Origin of the sequence: Pantoea sp. C2G6, from assembly GCF_051336815.1 — a bacterium.
Lineage (GTDB): Bacteria > Pseudomonadota > Gammaproteobacteria > Enterobacterales > Enterobacteriaceae > Pantoea.
The window spans coordinates 125837-146877 of record NZ_JBGMNJ010000002.1; the positions used below are offsets into that span (position 1 = coordinate 125837).

General features: G+C 55.3%; 14 protein-coding genes. 7 read left to right on the plus strand and 7 right to left on the minus strand.

What is annotated here, in order from left to right; all coding sequences use genetic code 11:
- The first annotated feature begins 68 nt into the window (after positions 1–68).
- The gene (locus ACCW71_RS04155; RefSeq protein ID WP_436369821.1) at positions 69–527 is read left to right on the plus strand and encodes a GNAT family N-acetyltransferase; all 459 of its coding nucleotides are present in this window, start codon (positions 69–71) and stop codon (positions 525–527) included.
- A 265-nt stretch (positions 528–792) separates the two neighbouring features.
- Here ACCW71_RS04155 and ACCW71_RS04160 read toward each other — a convergent pair whose 3' ends face one another.
- Positions 793–2451, minus strand: coding sequence for a glucan biosynthesis protein D (locus ACCW71_RS04160; RefSeq protein ID WP_436369822.1), 1659 nt, complete (start codon positions 2449–2451; stop codon positions 793–795).
- A gap of 335 nt (positions 2452–2786) precedes the next feature.
- Here ACCW71_RS04160 and elaB point away from each other — a divergent pair, with 335 nt between their 5' ends.
- Positions 2787–3098, plus strand: a complete 312-nt coding sequence (gene elaB, locus ACCW71_RS04165) for a stress response protein ElaB (protein ID WP_436369823.1) — start codon at positions 2787–2789, stop codon at positions 3096–3098.
- Between the two features lie 226 nt (positions 3099–3324).
- The gene (locus ACCW71_RS04170; RefSeq protein ID WP_436369824.1) at positions 3325–4521 is read left to right on the plus strand and encodes a nicotinamide mononucleotide deamidase-related protein YfaY; all 1197 of its coding nucleotides are present in this window, start codon (positions 3325–3327) and stop codon (positions 4519–4521) included.
- Positions 4522–4753: 232 nt separating this feature from the next.
- On the opposite strand, the gene yfaE is transcribed toward ACCW71_RS04170, so the two are convergent.
- From yfaE to ubiG, 4 genes are all read right to left on the minus strand, one after another.
- Entirely contained in the window at positions 4754–5014 is a 261-nt protein-coding gene (yfaE, locus tag ACCW71_RS04175; RefSeq protein WP_436369825.1) for a class I ribonucleotide reductase maintenance protein YfaE, read from the minus strand.
- A gap of 2 nt (positions 5015–5016) precedes the next feature.
- The gene (gene nrdB / locus ACCW71_RS04180) at positions 5017–6147 is read right to left on the minus strand and encodes a class Ia ribonucleoside-diphosphate reductase subunit beta (RefSeq protein WP_436369826.1); all 1131 of its coding nucleotides are present in this window, start codon (positions 6145–6147) and stop codon (positions 5017–5019) included.
- Between the two features lie 72 nt (positions 6148–6219).
- Positions 6220–8505: a class 1a ribonucleoside-diphosphate reductase subunit alpha gene (gene nrdA / locus ACCW71_RS04185; RefSeq protein ID WP_436369827.1), complete on the minus strand. Its 2286-nt coding sequence runs from the start codon at positions 8503–8505 to the stop codon at positions 6220–6222.
- Positions 8506–9001: 496 nt separating this feature from the next.
- Positions 9002–9727, minus strand: a complete 726-nt coding sequence (gene ubiG, locus ACCW71_RS04190; protein WP_436369828.1) for a bifunctional 2-polyprenyl-6-hydroxyphenol methylase/3-demethylubiquinol 3-O-methyltransferase UbiG — start codon at positions 9725–9727, stop codon at positions 9002–9004.
- A gap of 177 nt (positions 9728–9904) precedes the next feature.
- Here ubiG and gyrA point away from each other — a divergent pair, with 177 nt between their 5' ends.
- The 4 genes from gyrA (at position 9905) to rcsC (ending at position 17682) form a co-directional block, all read left to right on the plus strand.
- On the plus strand, positions 9905–12571 hold the full coding sequence (gyrA, locus tag ACCW71_RS04195) for a DNA topoisomerase (ATP-hydrolyzing) subunit A (RefSeq protein WP_436369829.1): 2667 nt from the start codon (positions 9905–9907) through the stop codon (positions 12569–12571).
- A gap of 576 nt (positions 12572–13147) precedes the next feature.
- A complete protein-coding gene (locus tag ACCW71_RS04200) occupies positions 13148–13597 on the plus strand; it encodes an NUDIX hydrolase (protein WP_436369830.1) in 450 nt (149 codons plus the stop codon).
- Between the two features lie 276 nt (positions 13598–13873).
- Positions 13874–14410: a GNAT family N-acetyltransferase gene (locus tag ACCW71_RS04205; protein ID WP_436369831.1), complete on the plus strand. Its 537-nt coding sequence runs from the start codon at positions 13874–13876 to the stop codon at positions 14408–14410.
- Between the two features lie 419 nt (positions 14411–14829).
- A complete protein-coding gene (rcsC, locus tag ACCW71_RS04210) occupies positions 14830–17682 on the plus strand; it encodes a two-component system sensor histidine kinase RcsC (RefSeq protein ID WP_436369832.1) in 2853 nt (950 codons plus the stop codon).
- Positions 17683–17725: 43 nt separating this feature from the next.
- Here rcsC and rcsB read toward each other — a convergent pair whose 3' ends face one another.
- Both rcsB and rcsD read right to left on the minus strand, forming a co-directional pair.
- Positions 17726–18376 carry a response regulator transcription factor RcsB gene (gene rcsB, locus ACCW71_RS04215; RefSeq protein WP_009089068.1) on the minus strand — a complete coding sequence of 217 codons (651 nt, stop codon included), beginning with the start codon at positions 18374–18376 and terminating at the stop codon, positions 17726–17728.
- 1 nt (position 18377) lies between these two features.
- Entirely contained in the window at positions 18378–21035 is a 2658-nt protein-coding gene (gene rcsD, locus ACCW71_RS04220) for a phosphotransferase RcsD (RefSeq protein ID WP_436369833.1), read from the minus strand.
- Positions 21036–21041 lie beyond the last annotated feature (6 nt).

The window sequence follows — 21041 nt, forward strand, 5'->3', positions numbered from 1 at the left end:
ATACGGTGACCAGCAGGTGCTGGCGACCCGGCACTGTTGTAGAGTGTTTTATTTAGCAAGGAGAGATCATGAACATTAACTGGCAGGATAAACATCACAGCGAACTTACCGCACCGGAACTCTATGCGCTGCTGGCGCTGCGCAGTGCGGTGTTTGTGGTGGAGCAGCAGTGCGCTTACCTGGATGTGGATGGCAAAGATTTGCAGGCTGACAACCGTCATCTGCTGGGGATGATTGATGGCCAGCTGGTGGCTTATGCGAGACTTCTCTCCCCGGAGGATGAGGCCAGCCCGGTGAAAATCGGACGTGTCATTGTTTCAGATCGGGTTCGTGGCGCGCGGCTGGGCAATCGGCTGATGAGCCAGGCGATCGCCAGCTGTCAGCAGCACTGGCCGGGGCGCGATCTGTTTCTCTCGGCGCAGGCGCATCTGGAAAATTTCTATGGACAGCATGGCTTTGTGGCGGTGGGGGAGAACTACCTGGAAGATGGCATACCTCACGTCGATATGCTGAAGAACGCACCATAAAAAAGGCGAATAACTCCCATCCTGGAATGGGGACATAGCCAGGTTAAGGTAAGACTGGAAGCAATCGATAAGTTTAACGTACAGGGAACACAGTCAGAAGAGGAAAGCGTCCCGCGCCAAGGACGGCGCGGGCCGAGCAGTCATGGATGACAGCTTTTGCGTCTTTCCGATCTGACTGTGTTCCCTGTGCAGGCTCGATCTTACAGCTAATCGAGGCAGACTTTATCAGTAACAACAGGCGAGGCCGCCGCCTCGCCTTTGATCGTCAACCGACCGTCATCTGCCGGTCATCGACATACTTACGCTGATCTGGCGCTGGCGGGAAATATTGATAGAGCCAGGTTTCGCTCAGCGTCTCCTCTTTGCTGCGCAGGAACAGGCGCATCTCCACCGGCTGGGTCGAATCGCTGTTCGGATACCAGTCGAACAGAATGCGATAGCCTTTCAGCGGATCAACGTAGAGGATCTCAACCTGCTTCACGCTACCGGATGAAACGGTAATCACCGGCTCAATGCCTTTCGGCGCGGCCGCCTGCAAATCTCCGCCAATGAAATCGATAGCGAACCGGCGACACCAGGTTTCCGGGAAGTGTTCGCCCGGTGCCCAGCCTTCCGGGAAGCCACCGATACCGGTACGGGTAGCGTCAACACGCGCCAGACCGCTACGCACCGGCGGCAGGCCGCTCCAGTAGAGCTTGTAGGAGAAGCTGAGTTCGCTGCCCGCTTTGACCGGCTCAGCCGGTTGCCAGAAGCAGACGATGTTATCCAGCGTTTCACCAGTGGTTGGGATCTCCATCAGGTTAATCGCGCCTTTACCCCACTTGCCGACCGGCTCGACCCACAGGCTCGGACGTTTGTCATACCAGCCAATCACATCCTGATAATCTTTGAAGTCATGATTGAGCTGGAGCAGGCCAAAGCCGCGCGGATTCTCATCTTCATAGGCGTTGAACTGCAAACGCTGAGGATTATTCAGCGGACGGGCAATCCATTCACCTTTACCGGTCCACATCGCCAGCCGGTCTGAGTCATGGATCTGCGGATGATAGGTGTTGCACATGCGGCGCTCGTTGGTGCCGCAACTGAACATACTGGTCATCGGCGAGATGCCAATCTGACGGATCTCTTTGCGGGCGAACAGGTGATTTTCCACCTCCATCACCACACGTTTCTCTTCGCAATGGATGATGAACTTATAGGCACCAGTGAGGCTGGCACCATCCAGCAGGGCGTAACAGGTGAAGGTGGTATCTTCCGCTTTTGGCGTTTCAAACCAGAAGGCGGTGAAATCGGGGAACTCTTCCTGACCATTGCTGAAGGTGTTAATCGCGACGCCGCGCGCCGACAGGCCATACTGGAAGGTGTCGTCAACCGCACGGAAGTAGCTGGCACCGAGGAAGGAGACGATGTCGCGGCGGGCCAGTTCCGGCTTTTTAAACGCGCGGAAACCGGCGAAGCCGAGGTCAGTTTTACCCTCCAGTTGCTTCGTATCGACTTTGGCGTTGTTGTAGTTGAACAGTTCGGGACGGAAGTGGATTTCCCGCGCCTCACGGCTCTCACCGTCCACGGAAAACATGCGAATGCGCCGCTTGAAGCCCATCCCCACATGGAAGAACTGCACGTCGAGCTGACGGTCAGGCAGGTTGTTCCACAGCGAGTGATTGGCGTCATACTGAATTTCGTTGTACGCCTGCGGCGTCAGGGTCGCCAGCGTCTGCGGCAGCGCGCCCGGCGCACCTCCCCAGGGTTTTTTCGCCAGTGCAGCCGCGTTTTTCTTCAATACGTCGAAATCGAAGCGTACTGCGGTTCCGTCAGCAATGCCATCTTCTGCCCAGGCGGATTGCGCAAACAGCGTGGAGAGGCCGGTCATGCCGCTGACAGCGGAGAAGGCCATTGACGCTTTCATAAACATTCTTCGATTCATGCCAGAGATCATTCCTTAGCTGTTCGAGTTTGTCGTGACTGTCGTGCAGGATGCACTTTGATGGCCCGCGGTTCACAGGCAACAGAGGGGTACGACAGTAGGGTTACTGGAAAATTCAGTCAGGATAAAATTTATCAGATTAATCAAAGAAGCGAAGCGAAAATCGGTGCTGGCCGCTGGGTCTTACACTTCTTTGCGCAGCGAAACGGCGCACCGCCTGACCTCAGCCATTCTGCCCGCGGAAAAATCAGGTGATTCCTGGTGCAGGAAATCAGCAAGGCGCCAGATTATGGCTATAGTTAATGAACTGCTTTGCAATTCACACGGAGGAAACGATGGTAAATCAGACAGAACAATTCGAAACGGGCCTGGATGACGATATTGCGTTACTGACTGAGACGCTGGAAGAAGTGCTGAAGTCATCTGGCGATCCGGCCGACCAGAAGTACATTGAGCTTAAAAGCAAAGCTGAACAGGCGCTGAACGATGTGAAATCCCGTGTCAGCCACGCCTCAGATAGCTACTACTATCGGGCCAAAAAAGCGGCGTATCGTGCTGATGACTATGTGCATGAAAAACCGTGGCAGGGTGTAGGTATCGGCGCAACCGCCGGTCTGGTGCTCGGCCTGCTGCTGGCGCGTCGTTAATCACGATCCGCTGACAGTGTTGTAGTGATAAAACGGCGGGCTATTCCCGCCGTTTTCGTTGCTGTTGTACGTACAATCTTCCTCCCTCCATCCCTTCAATCTCTCTTCAGGCTGCTCAGACACCCTGTGCTGTCACCGATGCCACGCTCATCATCGCCGGTAATGCGGATTGTGTTTCGCCAGTGGAGTTTCTACAGTAAAGCAAACGTGAAAAGGAGAAGCCAACGTGATCAGAGTAGAGATGCTGTCAACCGGAGATGAGGTGCTGCATGGCCAAATCGTCGATACCAACGCCGCCTGGCTGGCGGATATTTTGTTCCAGCAGGGACTTCCGATGACCAGCCGGACCACGGTCGGTGATTCACTCGATTCGCTGATCGCCACCCTTCAGGCGCGCAGCCATGAGGCGGATGTACTGATTGTTAACGGCGGGCTGGGGCCGACCAGTGACGATCTTAGCGCGCTGGCCGCCGCCCGCGCCTGTGGTGTCGAGCTGGAGATGCAGCAGGCCTGGCTGGAGCAGATGGAAGCCTGGTTTGCCAGCCGCAGGCGCGTGATGGCCGCCAGCAATCGCAAGCAGGCCGAGATCCCGGCTAACGCCGAGCTGATTGATAATCCGGTGGGCACCGCCTGTGGTTTTGCCCTGCAACTCAATCGCTGCTGGATATTCTTTACCCCTGGCGTGCCGTCTGAATTTAAGGTGATGGTTGAGCAGCAGATCATCCCCCGCCTGAAAGCGAAGTTCTCCCCACCCGAGCCGCCGCTCTGTCTGCGTCTGACTACCTTTGGCCGGGGTGAGAGTGACATTGCCGCTGAGCTGGAGCCGCTGGCGTTGCCGGAGGGCGTGGTGATGGGGTATCGCTCATCGATGCCGATTATTGAGATCAAACTCACCGGTCCCGCCAGTCAGCGGGTGGCGATGGAGCAGGTATGGCAGCAGGTCCGTCTGCAACTGGCGGAGTGCACCATCTTTGAAGGCACGGAAGGTTTACCGGCGCTGCTGGCGCGCGAGCTGGAGCAGCGTCACTATCAGCTGACGGTCAGTGAGCAGTACACCGCCGGGCTGCTTTACTGGCAGCTGGCCGCTGCCGGGGTGCCGCTATGCGGCGCGGACATTCTGCCGCCCCAACAGGAGACGCTGGAGCAGCAGGTGAGCCGTACCCGCAAGCAGGCTGAGCAGCGGCAGGCTGCGCTGGCGCTGTCGGTCGGCAGCCTTGAACAGGAAGAGATTTCGGTGGCGCTGCACACCCCTGAAGGGCGTTTTGGTCAGCGCGTGAAGTTCAGCACCGGCCGCTATAACCTGGAGACGCGGCAGAAGGTGGTGGCGATGATGGCGATGAATATGCTGCGCCGCTGGCTGCACGGTAGCGAGGTGAGTACCGGTCACGGCTGGATCGAGGTGGTGGAAACGGTCAGAGAGTAACAGCGCCGTAAACAGAGTGCAGCAAACAAAACGGGCGCCTGTGGCGCCCGTTTTATTCAGACTACGGATTCAACCCATACAGGGTTAGTCTGGCAGCAATAAATATGTTCAAAGCGCAGGCAACACGGGCCGAGCTGTCAGGGATGACGCTTTTTGCGTCTTGCCGATCTGACCGTGTTCTCTGAGTTGACGCGATCTCAAAGCAAATCAAGCCAGACTTTATTCGTCTCAGTTACAACTCCAGCTCAATCTCGCCTTTGGCCTTGCAGCAGCAGGGCAGGATCTCATCCGGCTGCACAAACGCCAGCGGCAGTTGCGGATAGTGCACTTCGCCTTTCAGCAGGCGCATCCGGCAGGAGCCGCAATAGCCTTCGCGGCACTGAAACTCCACGCAGAGATTGTTGGCTTCCAGCAGCGTCAGCAGATTAGGGTGATCGTCTGCGCACTCCAGCCGGGTGCCGGAGCTGCGCAGAATAACAACGTCGCGGCTCATGATTACAGCTGGAAGTCGTCGAAGTCGTTCGCGCCCACTTCAGAGTCGATCTGACCGACCAGATAGGAGCTGACTTCCACTTCCTGCGGCGCAACCTGCACGTTGTCAGAGACCAGCCAGGAGTTGATCCACGGAATCGGGTTCGAGCGCGTCTGGAACGGCAGATCGAGGCCCACCGCCTGCATACGGATATTGGTGATGTACTCAATGTACTGGCAGAGAATGTCTTTGTTCAGGCCGATCATCGAACCGCCGCTGAACAGATATTCCGCCCACTCTTTCTCCTGCTCGGCTGCCTTCTTAAACAGCTCAAAGCACTCTTCACGACACTCCGCGGCAATCTCTTTCATCTCCGGGTCATCTTCACCGGTGCGCAGCAGGTTTAGCATATGCTGGGTGCCGGTCAGGTGCAGCGCTTCGTCACGGGCGATCAGCTTGATGATTTTGGCGTTGCCTTCCATCAGTTCGCGCTCGGCAAAGGCAAATGAACAGGCGAAGCTGACATAGAAACGAATCGCTTCCAGCGCATTGACGCTCATCAGACAGATATAGAGCTGCTTTTTCAGGGCGCGCAGGCTGACCACCACCGACTTGCCATTAACCTGATGGGTGCCTTCGCCCAGCAGATGCCAGTAGTTGGTCATCTCAATCAGATCGTCGTAATAGCGGGAGATGTCCTGAGCGCGCGCCAGAATCTGCTCATTGGTGACAATATCGTCAAACACCACCGATGGATCGTTAACGATATTACGGATGATATGGGTGTAAGAACGGGAGTGAATCGTCTCGGAGAAGGCCCAGGTTTCAATCCAGGTTTCCAGTTCAGGAATCGAAATCAGCGGCAGCAGCGCCACGTTAGGGCTGCGGCCCTGAATCGAATCGAGCAGCGTCTGGTACTTCAGGTTGCTGATGAAGATATGTTTCTCATGATCCGGCAGCGCCTGATAATCGATGCGATCGCGCGAAACATCAACTTCTTCGGGACGCCAGAAGAAGGAGAGCTGCTTTTCGATCAGCTTTTCAAAGATGTCATATTTCTGCTGGTCAAAGCGCGCCACGTTTACCGACTGACCGAAAAACATTGGCTCTTTCAGCTGATCATTTTTGTTCTGTGAGAAAGTGGAGTAAGCCATAAAAGTTATCCAAAAGTAGACGAAGCCAGGCCTCGTGAAATGAATAAGGCGGGAGATTCTCCCGCCTGACCATTAGATTTTGCAGGCGCCGCTTTCGCAGCCATCATCCTGGATAGAAGGTGCCAGGTCATCCTGCGCATCTTCCGCACCGTCACGGGTATTCTGGTAGTAGAGCGTTTTCACGCCAAACTTGTACGCCGTCAGCAGATCTTTCAGCAGCTGTTTCATCGGTACTTTACCGTTGGCAAAGCGCGACGGATCGTAGTTGGTGTTGGATGAAATAGCCTGGTCGATGAACTTCTGCATCAGACCCACCAGTTGCAGATAGCCGTCGTTGTTCGGCATTTCCCACAGCAGTTCATACTGATCTTTCAGACGCTCATACTCCGGCACCACCTGACGCAGGATGCCATCTTTCGACGCTTTGATGCTGATGTGACCGCGCGGTGGCTCAATGCCGTTGGTGGCATTGGAGATCTGCGACGAAGTCTCAGACGGCATCAGGGCAGAGAGGGTCGAGTTACGCAGGCCGTGCGTTTTAATCTCTTCACGCAGGCTCTCCCAGTCCAGATGCAGCGGCTCATTGCTGATGCTGTCAAGATCTTTCTTGTAAGTGTCGATCGGCAGAATGCCCTTGGCATAAGTGGTTTCATTGAACCACGGGCAGGCACCTTGCTCTTTCGCCAACTCATTTGAGGCTTTCAGCAGGTAGTACTGAATGGCTTCAAAGGTTTTGTGGGTCAGGCCATTGGCGCTGCCGTCGGAGTAGCGCACGCCATGCTTCGCCAGATAGTAGGCGAAGTTGATCACGCCGATACCCAGGGTACGACGACCCATCGCGCCACGTTTGGCGGCCGGAATCGGGTAGTCCTGATAGTCGAGCAGCGCATCCAGCGCACGCACCGCCAGCGTTGCCAGCTCTTCCAGATCGTCAAGGCTGTCAATCGCGCCAAGGTTGAACGCGGAAAGCGTACACAGGGCGATCTCGCCATTCTCGTCGTTCACATCTTCCAGCGGTTTGGTCGGCAGGGCGATCTCCAGGCAGAGGTTAGACTGGCGGACCGGCGCGATGCTCGCGTCAAACGGGCTGTGGGTGTTGCAGTGATCGACGTTCTGAATGTAGATACGGCCGGTAGAGGCACGTTCCTGCATCATCAGCGAGAAGAGATCGACCGCTTTAACCCGCTGCTTGCGGATGCTCTGATCCTGCTCATATTTGGTGTAAAGGCGCTCAAACTCATCCTGATCGGCGAAGAAGGCGTCATACAGGCCTGGCACGTCAGACGGGCTGAACAGGGTGATATCTTCGCCTTTCAGCAGGCGCTGATACATCAGCTTGTTGAGCTGCACGCCGTAGTCCATGTGACGCACGCGGTTGCCTTCAACACCACGGTTGTTCTTCAGCACCAGCAGGCTTTCGATCTCCAGATGCCACATCGGGTAGAACAGGGTGGCTGCGCCGCCACGAACGCCGCCCTGCGAACAGGACTTCACCGCGGTCTGGAAATGTTTGTAGAACGGGATACAGCCGGTGTGGAACGCTTCACCGCCGCGAATCGGGCTGCCCAGTGCACGGATACGACCGGCGTTGATACCGATACCGGCACGCTGCGAGACATATTTCACAATCGCGCTGGAGGTGGCGTTGATGGAGTCCAAACTGTCGCCGCACTCAATCAGGACGCAGGAGCTGAACTGACGGGTCGGGGTGCGCACGCCAGACATGATTGGTGTCGGCAGCGAGATTTTAAAGGTCGAGATCGCATCATAGAAGCGCTTGATGTAATCCATGCGGGTCTCGCGCGGATAGCCAGAGAAGAGGCAGGCGGCGACCAGGATGTAGAGGAACTGCGCGCTCTCATAGATCTCACCGGAGACGCGGTTCTGCGCCAGGTATTTACCTTCCAGCTGCTTCACGGCGGCGTAGGAGAAGTTCATGTCACGCCAGTGATCGATGAACTCGTCCATCAGGGCGAACTCTTCCTGGCTGTAATCTTCCAGCAGGTGGCGATCATATTTGCCCATGTCGACCATCTTAACCACCTGGTCATAGAGCTTCGGCGGTTCAAACTGACCGTACGCCTTTTTGCGCAGGTGGAAGATCGCCAGGCGAGCGGCCAGGTACTGATAGTCAGGGGCATCGCGTGAGATCAGGTCTGCTGCGGCCTTGATGATGGTCTCATGAATGTCAGAGGTTCTGATGCCATCATAGAACTGAATATGGGAGCGCAGCTCCACCTGCGAGACTGAGACGTTGTTCAGCCCTTCAGCTGCCCAGTCCAGCACACGGTGAATTTTGTCGAGGTCAATGCGCTCCTGGCGGCCATCGCGTTTAGTAACGAGCAGACTCTGGTTCATGTCGCGTTTTTACCTTTGCGTGAGTATCCAAAAATTAAAAGAAATCCCGGTTTATACACAGCATATTCATTGTGAATAATATGTGGATAAACACTACATCTTGGGGGTGATGGGAAAAGCCACAACTACATGGAGGCATATTTTAGTATTTTACGGCAGGTTAACAAGAGCAAAAAATGATGATGGGAGGGGTTGTATTTTTTGCGAAATTTCTTAGCCCACGCCTTGTAAGGGCTGCCAACATGTCAACCACATCACACTTTTTTTTCTTACTTTGATCGGGCGCGTGTTTCTTATTCAATCCTCTGCTTCAGGCAACAAAAAGGATGAAAAATGGGCAAAAGCAGCTACCGGCTGGCGGAGAAGGCGGTGGCAGGGCGTGGCTGGGAAGGTGTGCGTTGCGGTGGACTCGCCTAAGCCACTGGCGCAGAACAGAATGTATCAGCGGGGTTCAGGGAAGGAGAGGAGGCCCGTCCTTGCAGACGGGCAGCCTGACTCACACAGCGCGGTGGGTATGCACCATATAGTTAACGTCGGTGCCGGGAGCCAGCTTGAAGCGGTTGGTCACCGGGTTGTAGTGCAGACCGATGATATGACGCTCACGCAGGGTGGTTTCATCAACCCAGCCCAGCAGTTCCGAGGGACGGATAAATTTTTTCACATCGTGGGTGCCGCGCGGCACCATGCGCAGCACATATTCTGCGCCAAACACCGCCAGCAGCCAGGCTTTCGGGTTGCGGTTCAGAGTGGAGAAGAAGACCTCGCCGCCGGGTTTGACCAGCTTCGCGCAGGCGTGGACCACCGAGCGCGGATCGGGAACATGCTCCAGCATCTCCATGCAGGTGACGATGTCATATTGACCGGCTTGTTCTTCCGCATGGGCTTCGACGGTCTGCTGCACATAATCGAGCGTGACGCCGCTCTCCAGCGCATGCAGGCGCGCCACGGCCAGCGGCTCCGCGCCCATATCCAGCCCGGTGACCACCGCGCCTTCACGCGCCATGCTTTCCGCTAAGATGCCGCCGCCGCAGCCGACGTCGAGCACGGTTTTACCAAACAGACCGTTGCTGCGCTGCGCGATGTAGCCGAGGCGCAGCGGGTTGATACGGTGCAGCGGTTTAAATTCACCCTCCAGATCCCACCAGCGCGAGGCAACGGCCTCAAACTTGGCAATTTCCTGCGCATCGACGTTCTGCTGATGATTCTGCGGTTGTGCATTCATTGAATCGTAACTCCTGACAAAATGTGCCCTCAGTATAAACGCTTAAGTGCGGATGGCACACCTTTCAGGCACAAGGAAAAGCGGGTGAAATCGGTGGTTAACGTTCACCAGAGCATTGCAGTGTGATATACTTTCGCACCTTTAAAATCCGGGATTAAGTAGAGGGATAGCGGCTCCATGAGCGACCTTGCGAGAGAAATTACACCGGTCAATATCGAAGAAGAGTTAAAGAATTCTTACCTCGATTACGCCATGTCGGTCATCGTTGGCCGAGCTTTACCCGATGTGCGTGACGGCCTGAAGCCGGTGCATCGTCGCGTACTCTTTGCGATGAGCGAACTGGGTAACGACTGGAACAAACCCTATAAAAAATCTGCCCGCGTCGTCGGTGACGTTATCGGTAAATATCACCCGCATGGTGATTCCGCCGTTTACGACACCATTGTACGTATGGCCCAGCCTTTCTCCCTGCGTTACATGCTGGTGGACGGACAAGGCAACTTCGGTTCCATCGACGGCGACTCCGCCGCGGCGATGCGTTACACCGAAGTGCGTATGTCGAAAATCGCCCACGACCTGTTAGCTGACCTGGAAAAAGAGACCGTCGATTTTGTGCCGAACTACGACGGCACCGAGCAGATCCCTGAAGTTCTGCCAACCAAAATCCCTAACCTGCTGGTTAACGGCTCCTCCGGCATCGCCGTGGGTATGGCAACCAACATTCCGCCGCACAACCTGCGTGAAGTGATCAACGGCTGTCTGGCGTACATTGATGATGAGAACATCAGCGTTGAAGGGCTGATGGAGCACATTCCGGGGCCTGATTTCCCGACCGCCGCCATCATTAATGGTCGCCGTGGCATTGAAGAAGCCTACCGCACCGGACGCGGTAAAATTTATATCCGCGCCCGTGGCGAAGTGGAAGCCGATGCGAAAACCGGTCGTGAGACCATTATCATTCACGAGCTGCCTTATCAGGTGAACAAAGCCCGCCTGATCGAGAAGATTGCCGAGCTGGTGAAAGAGAAGCGTGTCGAAGGCATCAGCGCCCTGCGCGATGAGTCTGACAAAGACGGCATGCGTATCGTGATTGAGATCAAGCGCGACGCGGTCGGCGAAGTGGTACTGAATAATCTCTACTCACTGACTCAGCTGCAAACCTCGTTTGGCATCAACATGGTGGCGCTGCATCAGGGTCAGCCGAAGATCATGGCGCTGAAGGAGATTCTGGAAGCCTTTGTTCGCCATCGTCGTGAAGTGGTGACGCGCCGGACCATTTTTGAGCTGCGTAAAGCGCGCGATCGTGCCCATATTCTGGAAGGTCTGGCGATTGCGCTGGCCAATATCGATCCGATCATTGAGCTGATTCGTCGTGCGCCAAGCCCGGCGGAAGCGAAAGCGGGCCTGATTGCGCAGGCGTGGGATCTGGGCAATGTCTCCGCGATGCTGGAGCGTGCCGGTGATGACGCCGCCCGTCCAGAGTGGCTGGAGCCGCAGTTCGGCATCCGCGACGGCCAGTACTATCTGACCGAGCAGCAGGCTCAGGCGATTCTGGATCTGCGTTTGCAGAAACTGACCGGCCTTGAGCATGAAAAGCTGCTGGATGAGTATAAAGCGCTGCTGGATCAGATTGCCGAGCTGCTGCACATTCTGTCGAGCGCTGAGCGTCTGATGGAAGTGATCCGCGAAGAGCTGGAGCTGATGCGAGATCAGTTTGGCGACGATCGTCGTACCGAGATCACCGCCAACAGTGCAGACATCAATATCGAAGACCTGATCAATCAGGAAGATGTGGTGGTGACGCTGTCGCATCAGGGCTATGTGAAATACCAGCCGCTGACCGACTATGAAGCGCAGCGTCGTGGTGGTAAGGGTAAATCCGCCGCACGTATCAAAGAAGAGGACTTCATTGATCGTCTGCTGGTGGCCAATACCCATGACACGATTCTCTGCTTCTCCAGCCGTGGCCGTCTCTACTGGATGAAGGTTTATCAGCTGCCGGAAGCCAGCCGTGGTGCGCGTGGACGTCCAATCGTCAACCTGCTGCCGCTGGAAGCTAACGAGCGTATTACGGCGATTCTGCCGGTACGTGAGTATACCGAAGGCTTCAACATCTTTATGGCGACCGCGCTGGGCACCGTGAAGAAGACGGCGCTGAAAGAGTTCAGCCGTCCACGCAGCGCCGGCATTATTGCCGTGAATCTGCGTGATGACGACGAGCTGATCGGTGTGGCGCTGACCAACGGTAACGACGAAGCGATGCTGTTCTCAGCCGCGGGTAAAGTGGTTCGCTTCTCCGAGACGGCGGTCCGTGCGATGGGTCGTACCGCTTCTGGCGTGCGTGGTATCCGACTGGCGGAAGGCGATCGTGTCGTTTCGCTGATTGTGCCGCGTGAAGAGGGTGCCATTCTGACCGTGACGCAAAATGGTTACGGTAAGCGTACTGCCAACAGCGAATATCCCACCAAGTCGCGTGCGACGCAGGGTGTGATTTCCATCAAAGTGACCGATCGTAATGGTCCGGTGATTGGCGCGGTTCAGGTGGTCGATGGCGATCAGATTATGATGATCACCGATGCCGGTACGCTGGTGCGTACCCGCGTCTCTGAAGTCAGCGTTGTGGGTCGTAATACCCAGGGTGTGATTCTGATCCGTACCGCAGAGGATGAGAACGTAGTGGGTCTGCAACGTGTTGCCGAGCCGGTTGAAGAGGAAGAGCTTGATTCAATCGACGGCAGCGTAGCGGAAGGCGAGGAGGATATTGCGCCGGAAGCTGAGATCGACGACGAAGAGATCGCACCGGAAGCGGATGATGAAGGTGATGTGGCGGACGACGAAGAGTAATTTGTCTGGCGTAAGCTAAGGTCCGTTACCGAAACGGCAGGTCAGGGGAAACCCGGCCTGCCGTTTTTTTTGGCTGCCAGGGTGGGGCAGGGCGTTGGATGCTGATGGGCGTGGGCGTGGGCGTGGGTGTTGGCGGGAGTGGCGGGAGTGGCGGTGAGGCCGGGTGCCGCCGAAAGACCCGCACTGCCCGATCGCAAAGGAACCCCGCATCCCTGCGGATCGGCCGCGCCATCCCTGGCGCGGACGCTTTGCTCTTCGGGCAGAGCGGGCCTTTCTTATTTGGGGGTGGGTGTCGCTTTGGCGGGCAAAGAAAAGGTCAGGGGCGGGGCTGGTTAACAGCTGGGAGTAGCGCTGCCCATCAGTACTGGCGCCCGAAGGGAAAGACACCAAAGCGCTCACTGTTTACAAGGCGCTTGCCGCTATGAGCGAGAAGTGAACGCTGTCATATCAGAGCGAACGCTGACAAACCAAACGCCATCATTGATATTATGAGATCGGCCTGAACGATTCAGGTGACTATATATGTTTATATAGCGGGACAGAAATCAGTTTTAAGCTTTATCAGAAGGAAATTTTATGCGTACTCGCCCATCATCCCGGTTAATTATTCTTTCGCCTGAAAACAGTGTCTTGCTGTTTAATTTTTTTCATAAAAATGACGCCTTAAGCGGCATGTCATACTGGGCGACGCCTGGCGGTGGGCTTGAATTGAATGAATCCTTTGAACAGGCCGCACTACGCGAGTTACAGGAAGAAACCGGGCTAAAAAGAGATTCCGCTGGAGCGGCGGTGGCGTCGCGAACCTTTCCCATGCAGCTGCCTGATGGGGAGACCGTTCTTGCTGAAGAACGTTTCTTTATCATCCATGCGGAAAAGACAGATATCGATTACTCGGGATGGAGTGAGAATGAAAAGAGCGTTATTCAAAATCATCACTGGTGGAAATTAGAAGAGCTTAGAGATACAAAAGAGACTATCTTTCCCCACGATTTAATCATCGACATAATCTGCGACAATCTTACCTGAATATTTAAGATGATTTAAATGATAGTACGCCTGATGTCAGATAGTTAAAGCCTTTAATAAATTCTTGTGCGCTTCTGGTCCGGCCCGGCGTGACCGCAATGTTCTCAATGAGCAATCAGCGGAATAGAGCAACTGATGAGGTTACAGTGACTCGGGGCCCTGCATATTTCCATGTGTGACTGCCAACTATAGCTGCCTCTTGCGCTTAGTTGACTTCTGGATTAACTTGCTCAGTTAACAGTCCGCGGCTGACGAATCTCCAGGGGAAACTATTTGATGGTATGGGAATCAGAACGTTTACTATTGCGTTATATCATTCGAGAAGATCTGAACGATTTATTCAGGATTTATGGGGATCCTGAAACACACAGGTTCAACCCATATGGCCCCCATCTGAATATTGAATCTTCGAAAGAGATGCTGGAAAGAAAATTAATCTCATATGAAAAAGAGGGTTTTGGTGACTGGACTATTTTTGAGAAATCCAATCCTAATCGAGTTATAGGATTCGGTGGGGTATTTGTTAGCCAGTTCGATGGAAGAGAAACAAATAATCTTGGATACCGTTTCGAACCTGATGCATGGGGTAAAGGTTATGCAACAGAGCTTTCTGAAAGGGCGATACGCTTTGGATTTAATGAGGTTGGTCTGGAAGACATTGTGGGTGTAGTCAGAGAAAACCATATTGCTTCGCGGAGAGTGTTGGAAAAATCGGGACTTAAATTTCTCAAAAAGGTAGCGGATGTCGAAGGGTTGCCAGCCAGCCTGATGTACCATATCACCCGGAATGATTGGGTCACTGCCCACTGCTGATATATTCTTAAAACCACTCCTCTTCAACTGAATGAATATGCTCCGCATCAGCGATGTTGTGCTATAGCAAGCTGCTGATGAATCCCCGTTTTAAGCCACCCGATTATTGCGCCGGCTGCATGCAGGCAACCTGAGTTGTTGCGGAAGCATTCTGCTTCACTGGACGTGATTCTTAGGGTGTCAGATTCAGCAGAGAGCTGGCCCTGACAGTGCCAGCGGATGAGGACGTTGCTTGTCCGGCATACCCTCTCCCAAAACAGCCAGCACCAGCTCCTCAGGCTACCGCGGTTATAAGCCCGTAAAAGATTCCCAAACCCGCGGCTAACCCTGCGGCTAGCTGGCTTTTTACGCCCGATAAAGCTAGTGTATGGGCAATCAAAATCGATGATGCGACTAACCTTGCCAACTGCGAGTTACCTTTGAAATATCCTGTCTCTTTCCGCACCACGCTTCGCATCTCGCGCTACCTTTTCCGCGCGCTGGCGCTGTTAATCTGGACGCTGGGCGCGGTTCTGACCGCCTTCTACATCATCAGCGTGTTGCACAGTAAAGAGACGCAGGTTCGTCAGGAGTTTGCCAGCAACTACGGATCGATACAGTGGTATGTACGCCACTCCGCGGACATGATGCGTGAGCTGAAATATATCGCCGAGAATCGCCTGACCAACGCCAGCAGTGGTCTGGATGTTCTGACCGGCATGATGCCGGGCAAAACCACCCAGCCGCAGTTTACGCCGCTGTTTTCAGATGGCGACTGCACCTCAATGAGCAACACGTGGCGCAACTCCCTCGACTCGCTCAGCTACTACATCAACTACTGGAAAAGTAACTTCGCCTCCTCATATGAGCTGAACCGGGTGTTTTTTATCGGTGGCGAGAGCCAGTGCCTGGCGGACTTTACCATCGGCAGCAGCACGGCTGACCGCGAACGCAGCCTGAAATCGCTGCGGGAGAACGTGCTGCGCTATCGCAACAGCAACGAAGAAGAGCGCCGTAATCCGATGTACTGGATTAACAGCAGCACCCAGCCTGGCGTCGGCACCTTTTATATGGTGGTGCCGGTCTACGTCGCCAATAAATTGCAGGCGCTGCTGGGGGTTGAGCAGAATATCCGGCTGGATGAGTTTATTCAGCCGGGCAGCCTGCCGGTGGTCGCGACCATTACCGATGAAAATTATCGGCCGCTGCTGAATTCACGGCGCGGGGGCCTCGGATTTTCGCTGGAGAATCTGCCTGACGACAAAACCTGGTTCGGCTACCTCAACAGCTATCGCCAACTGGTGCTGAAAAAGGCATTGCCGCCTTCCGATCTCAACGTGGTCTGGTCGATCCCCACCGACGTGATGGTGGACCAGCTTAAACTGATGATGATTAACGCGCTGCTGCTCAATATTTTCAGCGCCATAATTCTGTTTACTCTCGCCTGGCTGTTTGAGCGCCGGATGTTCCTGCCCGCCGAAGAGAATGCGCACCGGCTGGAGGAGCATGAGCAGTTTAACCGTAAAATTGTCGCCTCCGCGCCGGTCGGCATCTGCATTTTACGCACCAGCGACGGCACCAATATTCTCAGTAACGAACTGGCGCACAACTACCTGACCCTGCTGACCCAGGAAGATCGTCAGCGGCTGAATGAGATCATCGGCGGTCAGCAGGTTAACTTTGTCGATGTGCTGACCGGCAGTAATACCAACCTGCAAATCAGCTTTGTCCACTCCCGCTATCGCAATGAGAACGTGGCGATTTGCGTGCTGGTGGATGTCTCGGCGCGCGTGCGGATGGAGCAGTCGTTGCAGGAGATGGCGCACGCGGCGGAGCAGGCCAGCCAGTCGAAATCGATGTTCCTTGCCACCGTCAGCCACGAATTACGCACGCCGCTCTATGGCATCATCGGTAATCTCGATCTGTTGCAGACCAAACAGCTGCCGAGCGGCATCGACTCACTGGTAACGGCGATGAACAACTCCTCCAGCCTGCTGCTGAAGATCATCAGCGACATTCTCGACTTCTCGAAAATCGAGTCGGAGCAGTTGAAGATTGAGCCGCGCCCGTTTGCGCCGCGTGAAATCGTGACCCATATTGTCGGCAACTACCTGTCGCTGGTGGTGAAGAAGCGGCTGACGCTTTATTGCTTTATTGAGCATGACGTGCCGCAGGTACTGGATGGCGATCCGCTGCGCCTGCAACAGGTGATCTCCAATCTGCTCAACAATGCGATCAAGTTCACCCATACCGGCTGCATTATCCTGCACGCCTGCGTCGCGGAGGGCTATCTGGCGTTCCGGGTACGCGATACGGGTGTTGGCATTTCGGCCAAAGAGCTGCCGCGTCTGTTTGATCCCTTCTTCCAGGTGGGCAATGGGGTACAGCGCAATTTCCAGGGCACCGGTCTCGGGCTGGCGATCTGTGAGAAGCTGATCAATCTGATGGATGGCGATATAGAGGTCGACTCAGAGCCCGGAATGGGCAGTCAGTTCATTGTGCGCATCCCGATCTATAAAGGACAGACGACGTCACCGTTGCTGCCTGAGGACCTTCAGCAGAAGAAGATCTGGCTGGCGATGCGCAACGAATATCTGGCGGCGTTTATTCAGCGTCAGATCGAGCAGCAGGGCATCGAGGTCGCGGAGTATAACGGCAAGCCCGAGCCGGACGATGTGGTGATGAGCGACTACGACCTGGAGATCGAACTGCCAGTGCGGGCGCTGGTCATTTTTGACGGCTCGCACGTCGATATGCCGCGTGAGCGTCAGCCCGGACGCTGGATCCACTCTACCGCCACGCTGCATGAAGTCCCGGCGCTGCTGGCACGCATCTATCGCATCACCCTGGGTCATGACGCGGCGGATGCGCTGTTACTGGCGGAGCCGGTGGAAGAGAAAGTGCATAACGGTGACATCATGGTGCTGATCGTCGATGACCATCCGATCAACCGGATGCTGCTGTCGGAGCAGCTCGGCACGCTGGGGTATCAGGTGAAAACCGCCCAGGATGGGGTGGATGCGCTCAACGTTCTCAGCCGTAACGACATTGATATTGTGCTGACCGATGTGAACATGCCGAATATGGATGGCTATCGTCTGACGCAGCGGTTGCGCCAGCTGGGACATCTCTTCCCGGTGGTGGGCGTGACGGCGAACGCGCTGGCGGAAGAGAAGCAGCGTTGTATGGATGCGGGAATGGATAACTGCCTGTCGAAACCGGTGACGCTGGATGTGCTGAAAGTGACGCTGGCTATCTATGCTGAGCGGGTGCGTAAAACGCGGATCGGGTAGGGGAGAGAAGGCGGTGCAGAGGCTGCACCGCCTTGAGGATAGCTTAGTCTCTTTCGACCTGCGTCTGGCTGACAGACGACAGGTAGTTCAGCAGGGCAATATCGTTATCCACACCCAGTTTCATCATCGCTGATTTCTTCTGGCTACTGATGGTCTTAATACTGCGGTTCAGTTTCTTGGCAATTTCAGTCACCAGGAAACCTTCGGCAAACAGACGCAGCACTTCGCTCTCTTTTGGTGAGAGACGCTTGTCGCCATAACCCCCGGCGCTGATCTTCTCCAGCAGTTTCGCGACGCTTTCCGGCGTGTACTTCTTGCCTTTCTGCAATGCCGCCAGCGCTTTTGGCAGGTCGGTTGGCGCGCCCTGTTTCAGCACAATCCCTTCAATATCGAGATCGAGCACGGAACTCAGGATCGCCGGGTTATTGTTCATGGTCAGCACAATAATCGACAGATCAGGATAGTGACGTTTAATATATTTAATCAGCGTGATGCCGTCGCCATACTTTTCACCGGGCATAGAGAGGTCGGTGATCAGGACGTTAGCGTCAAGTTTGGAAAGATTGTTGATCAGTGCTGTTGAGTCTTCGAACTCACCTACAACGTTAACCCATTCAATTTGTTCCAGAGACTTTCGGATACCGAAAAGGACAATTGGATGGTCATCGGCAATAATTACGTTTAAGTTATTCATCTTATTGGTTACCTTGCTGCAGCAGTTGATTGACGTAAGCGTCAATATCACTGGTGGTATTTGTAATGTTTGAATCGTCACACGCTTTAATGTGGTGTTCTAACTCTTCACAAAGCTGTTTGCCGGGAGTCAGATTGAGCATGGCAAACACGCCCTTCAGGCGATGCGCTGTCTGAGCAAGCGAGGCATAGTCCTTTTCCGCCGACTCAGTATACAGTCTCTTCACATCAACCGGTACTGTCTCCGTAAACAGCTGGAAATAGCCGCCGCTCATCAATGGCGTGGCCGCTTCGTCTTCCCTGTCGTCGTCCATCACATCATGTGACAGTTGCTTCTCAATCAGGGCCAGCAATGCATCCAGCAGCGCATTGCTAAGATTGAAATTGACCCGATATTGCTGGTCGTTCAGTGCATGGTGCCCCAGTTCATCCTCCGCCAGCAGCAGTGCCCAGCCGCTCAGCCTGGTGGGATCGTCAGTCACCAGCACATCGTGATCCTGCCCGGAGATACGCTCATCCGGGGTCAGACAGCGCGCTCCCCAGTTCTCCAGATGGCGGCAGACAATCCGGTGCACATCCTCGACGGTGATCTCCACCAGCGCGGTGACGCCATCCAGAATTTTCTCCTCTTCCTCCTCCTGCTTCTGCTCCAGGACCAGCGGCAGCTGCATATTGTAACGGGTGCCAATATCCGCTTTCGCCACAATATCGAGACTGCCGCCCATCTGCTTGCAGAGCTGTTTGCAGAGGAAGAAGGCCATGCCGGACGCCTGACCGTAACGATCCTGGCTGGTATCGCCAAGGAACGGAAAGTCGACGTTCGCCAGTTCATCCACCGTCAGACCCGCGCCGGTATCGACCAGCTCGATGATCAGTCTGTCGGCCTGTTTGTCGGCAGCCTTAACTTCCAGCGTGATTTTGCCCCAGCGGGTGGTGGTCAGGGCGTAGTGCATCAGGGTGGTGAGCACCTTGCGCAACGCGCGGCGGTCGCCAAACCGTCGCTCGTCATTGGCCAGATGATTGTTCACCACCAGCGACAGCCCCTTGCGGCGCATCAGCGGCAGACTCTCCAGCGCAATCTCATCCAGCAGCTCCTGGAGGTTGAACACGCTGGCATCCGGCGACCAGTCATGCGCTTCCAGCCGGTTGAGCAGCACGATGTCATCGACCAGCCGCGCCAGCCCCTGGCTCTCATCCAGCAGATCCAGCACCGTCTCGTCGGCGTCACGCTGGCTGAGCTGCACCAGCTGCGTCACCATCTTCTCCAGCGGCTGATTCAGTGCATGCCCCAGATTATGCAGCAGCTGCTGTCGCATCTGATGGTTGCGATCCAGCACCTGCTGCGCTTTTTGCAGCTTCTTATTCACCAGCAGTTCGCGATCCTGGTCACGCATCATAAACAGCTGGGTATGGGGCGACAGCACGCTGCGGGCGTGGCGGATCTCATAGACTTCGTTGTTAATCGTGGCCTGCAACACGCCCTGATGCTGATCGGACATATTGATAATCTTTTGCAGGTTCAGGTGAGGCAGCAGGTGTTCGGCGATCTTGTTGCTCAGCAGCGTACGGTTACTGGCAAAGTCATACACCAGCAGGCCAACCGGCAGACTGGCGACAATCTCCTCATTCAGTACCCGCAGCGAGTCGAGTTCGGCGCTCTGGTTTTCGCTCGGGCGCAGTGACTGCTGGCGCAGCAGCACCATGCCCGCCAGCGACAGCAGGAACAGCAGCAGATTAATCAGCAGCGGCCAGATCAGATTATGCAGCGTATCGATAATCAACCGGCTAATCGCCACCTGATAGACCAGTTGCAGCGGGGTGCTGGGCAGCGTCGCGGCGATCTCCAGGTTGGGATTGACCAGCGAGATGCGGGTGTTTTCCACTTCCGGCTGGTCGGCGGTGGCGACGGGCAGCGAGCTATCCTGGCGCAGCTGGAAGTTTTCCAGCGGCATGTTCTGCGGCACCAGATCGTTAACCGGCAGATCAAAAGCGACCACCGTGGCCAGATGGCCCGGCTGATTAAAGGTGGTGCGCAGCGTAAAGTAGTGGTCGTTCTGGAAGGCGAGATGACGCAACGGCGAAAAACTCTCGCGCTCATCCAGCGCGTTGGCCTGCTGCAACATTTCCGCGCGACGGCCATCGACCATCGAACTGATCGCGCCCTCTTTATAGCGCGTCGACATATCCTTCAGCGGCAGGGTAGAGATCATGATCAGGCTGTTATCCTGACCATTGAGAAAGTACATCGACCAGGTCGGATTTTCCGCGCCCCACAGCGTGTCGAGATAGTTGGACATGCGCATGGTCATATCCAGCGTGCTGCTGTCGTGGGAGCCAAAAATCAGCGCTTCGGTTTTACGCCGGGTTTTTTCCAGATAGTAGACGTCAGGACGCAGCCGCGTCTCCTGGAGATTGTTGCCAGGCGTCGCGCCCGCTGCGCTGGTGGAGAGGTTTTCGTAGATCTGCCAGGTGGCGAAGCGGTAGGCGTCGATTCGCTTCTGCACATCACGCGCCAGATCGTCCATGGCATAGCGTTTGCCGGTCAGCCAGGCGTTGACCGAGTTCTGCACCATAAAGCCCAGCGCCAGCAGCAGCACCAGATTGAAAACCACAAAAAACCGGGTGACATTGCCAGACGTCAGTGGAAACTTATACAACATAGCGTG

Coding starts and splice junctions, on each gene's coding strand:
- yfaE (WP_436369825.1), bottom strand. CDS start 5,014: ATGAGCCGCGACGTTGTTATTCTGCGCAGCTCCGGCACCCGGCTGGAG.
- ACCW71_RS04205 (WP_436369831.1), top strand. CDS start 13,874: ATGGTATGGGAATCAGAACGTTTACTATTGCGTTATATCATTCGAGAA.
- rcsD (WP_436369833.1), bottom strand. CDS start 21,035: ATGTTGTATAAGTTTCCACTGACGTCTGGCAATGTCACCCGGTTTTTT.
- ACCW71_RS04160 (WP_436369822.1), bottom strand. CDS start 2,451: ATGAATCGAAGAATGTTTATGAAAGCGTCAATGGCCTTCTCCGCTGTC.
- ubiG (WP_436369828.1), bottom strand. CDS start 9,727: ATGAATGCACAACCGCAGAATCATCAGCAGAACGTCGATGCGCAGGAA.
- elaB (WP_436369823.1), top strand. CDS start 2,787: ATGGTAAATCAGACAGAACAATTCGAAACGGGCCTGGATGACGATATT.
- nrdA (WP_436369827.1), bottom strand. CDS start 8,505: ATGAACCAGAGTCTGCTCGTTACTAAACGCGATGGCCGCCAGGAGCGC.
- rcsB (WP_009089068.1), bottom strand. CDS start 18,376: ATGAATAACTTAAACGTAATTATTGCCGATGACCATCCAATTGTCCTT.
- ACCW71_RS04155 (WP_436369821.1), top strand. CDS start 69: ATGAACATTAACTGGCAGGATAAACATCACAGCGAACTTACCGCACCG.
- nrdB (WP_436369826.1), bottom strand. CDS start 6,147: ATGGCTTACTCCACTTTCTCACAGAACAAAAATGATCAGCTGAAAGAG.
- gyrA (WP_436369829.1), top strand. CDS start 9,905: ATGAGCGACCTTGCGAGAGAAATTACACCGGTCAATATCGAAGAAGAG.
- ACCW71_RS04200 (WP_436369830.1), top strand. CDS start 13,148: ATGCGTACTCGCCCATCATCCCGGTTAATTATTCTTTCGCCTGAAAAC.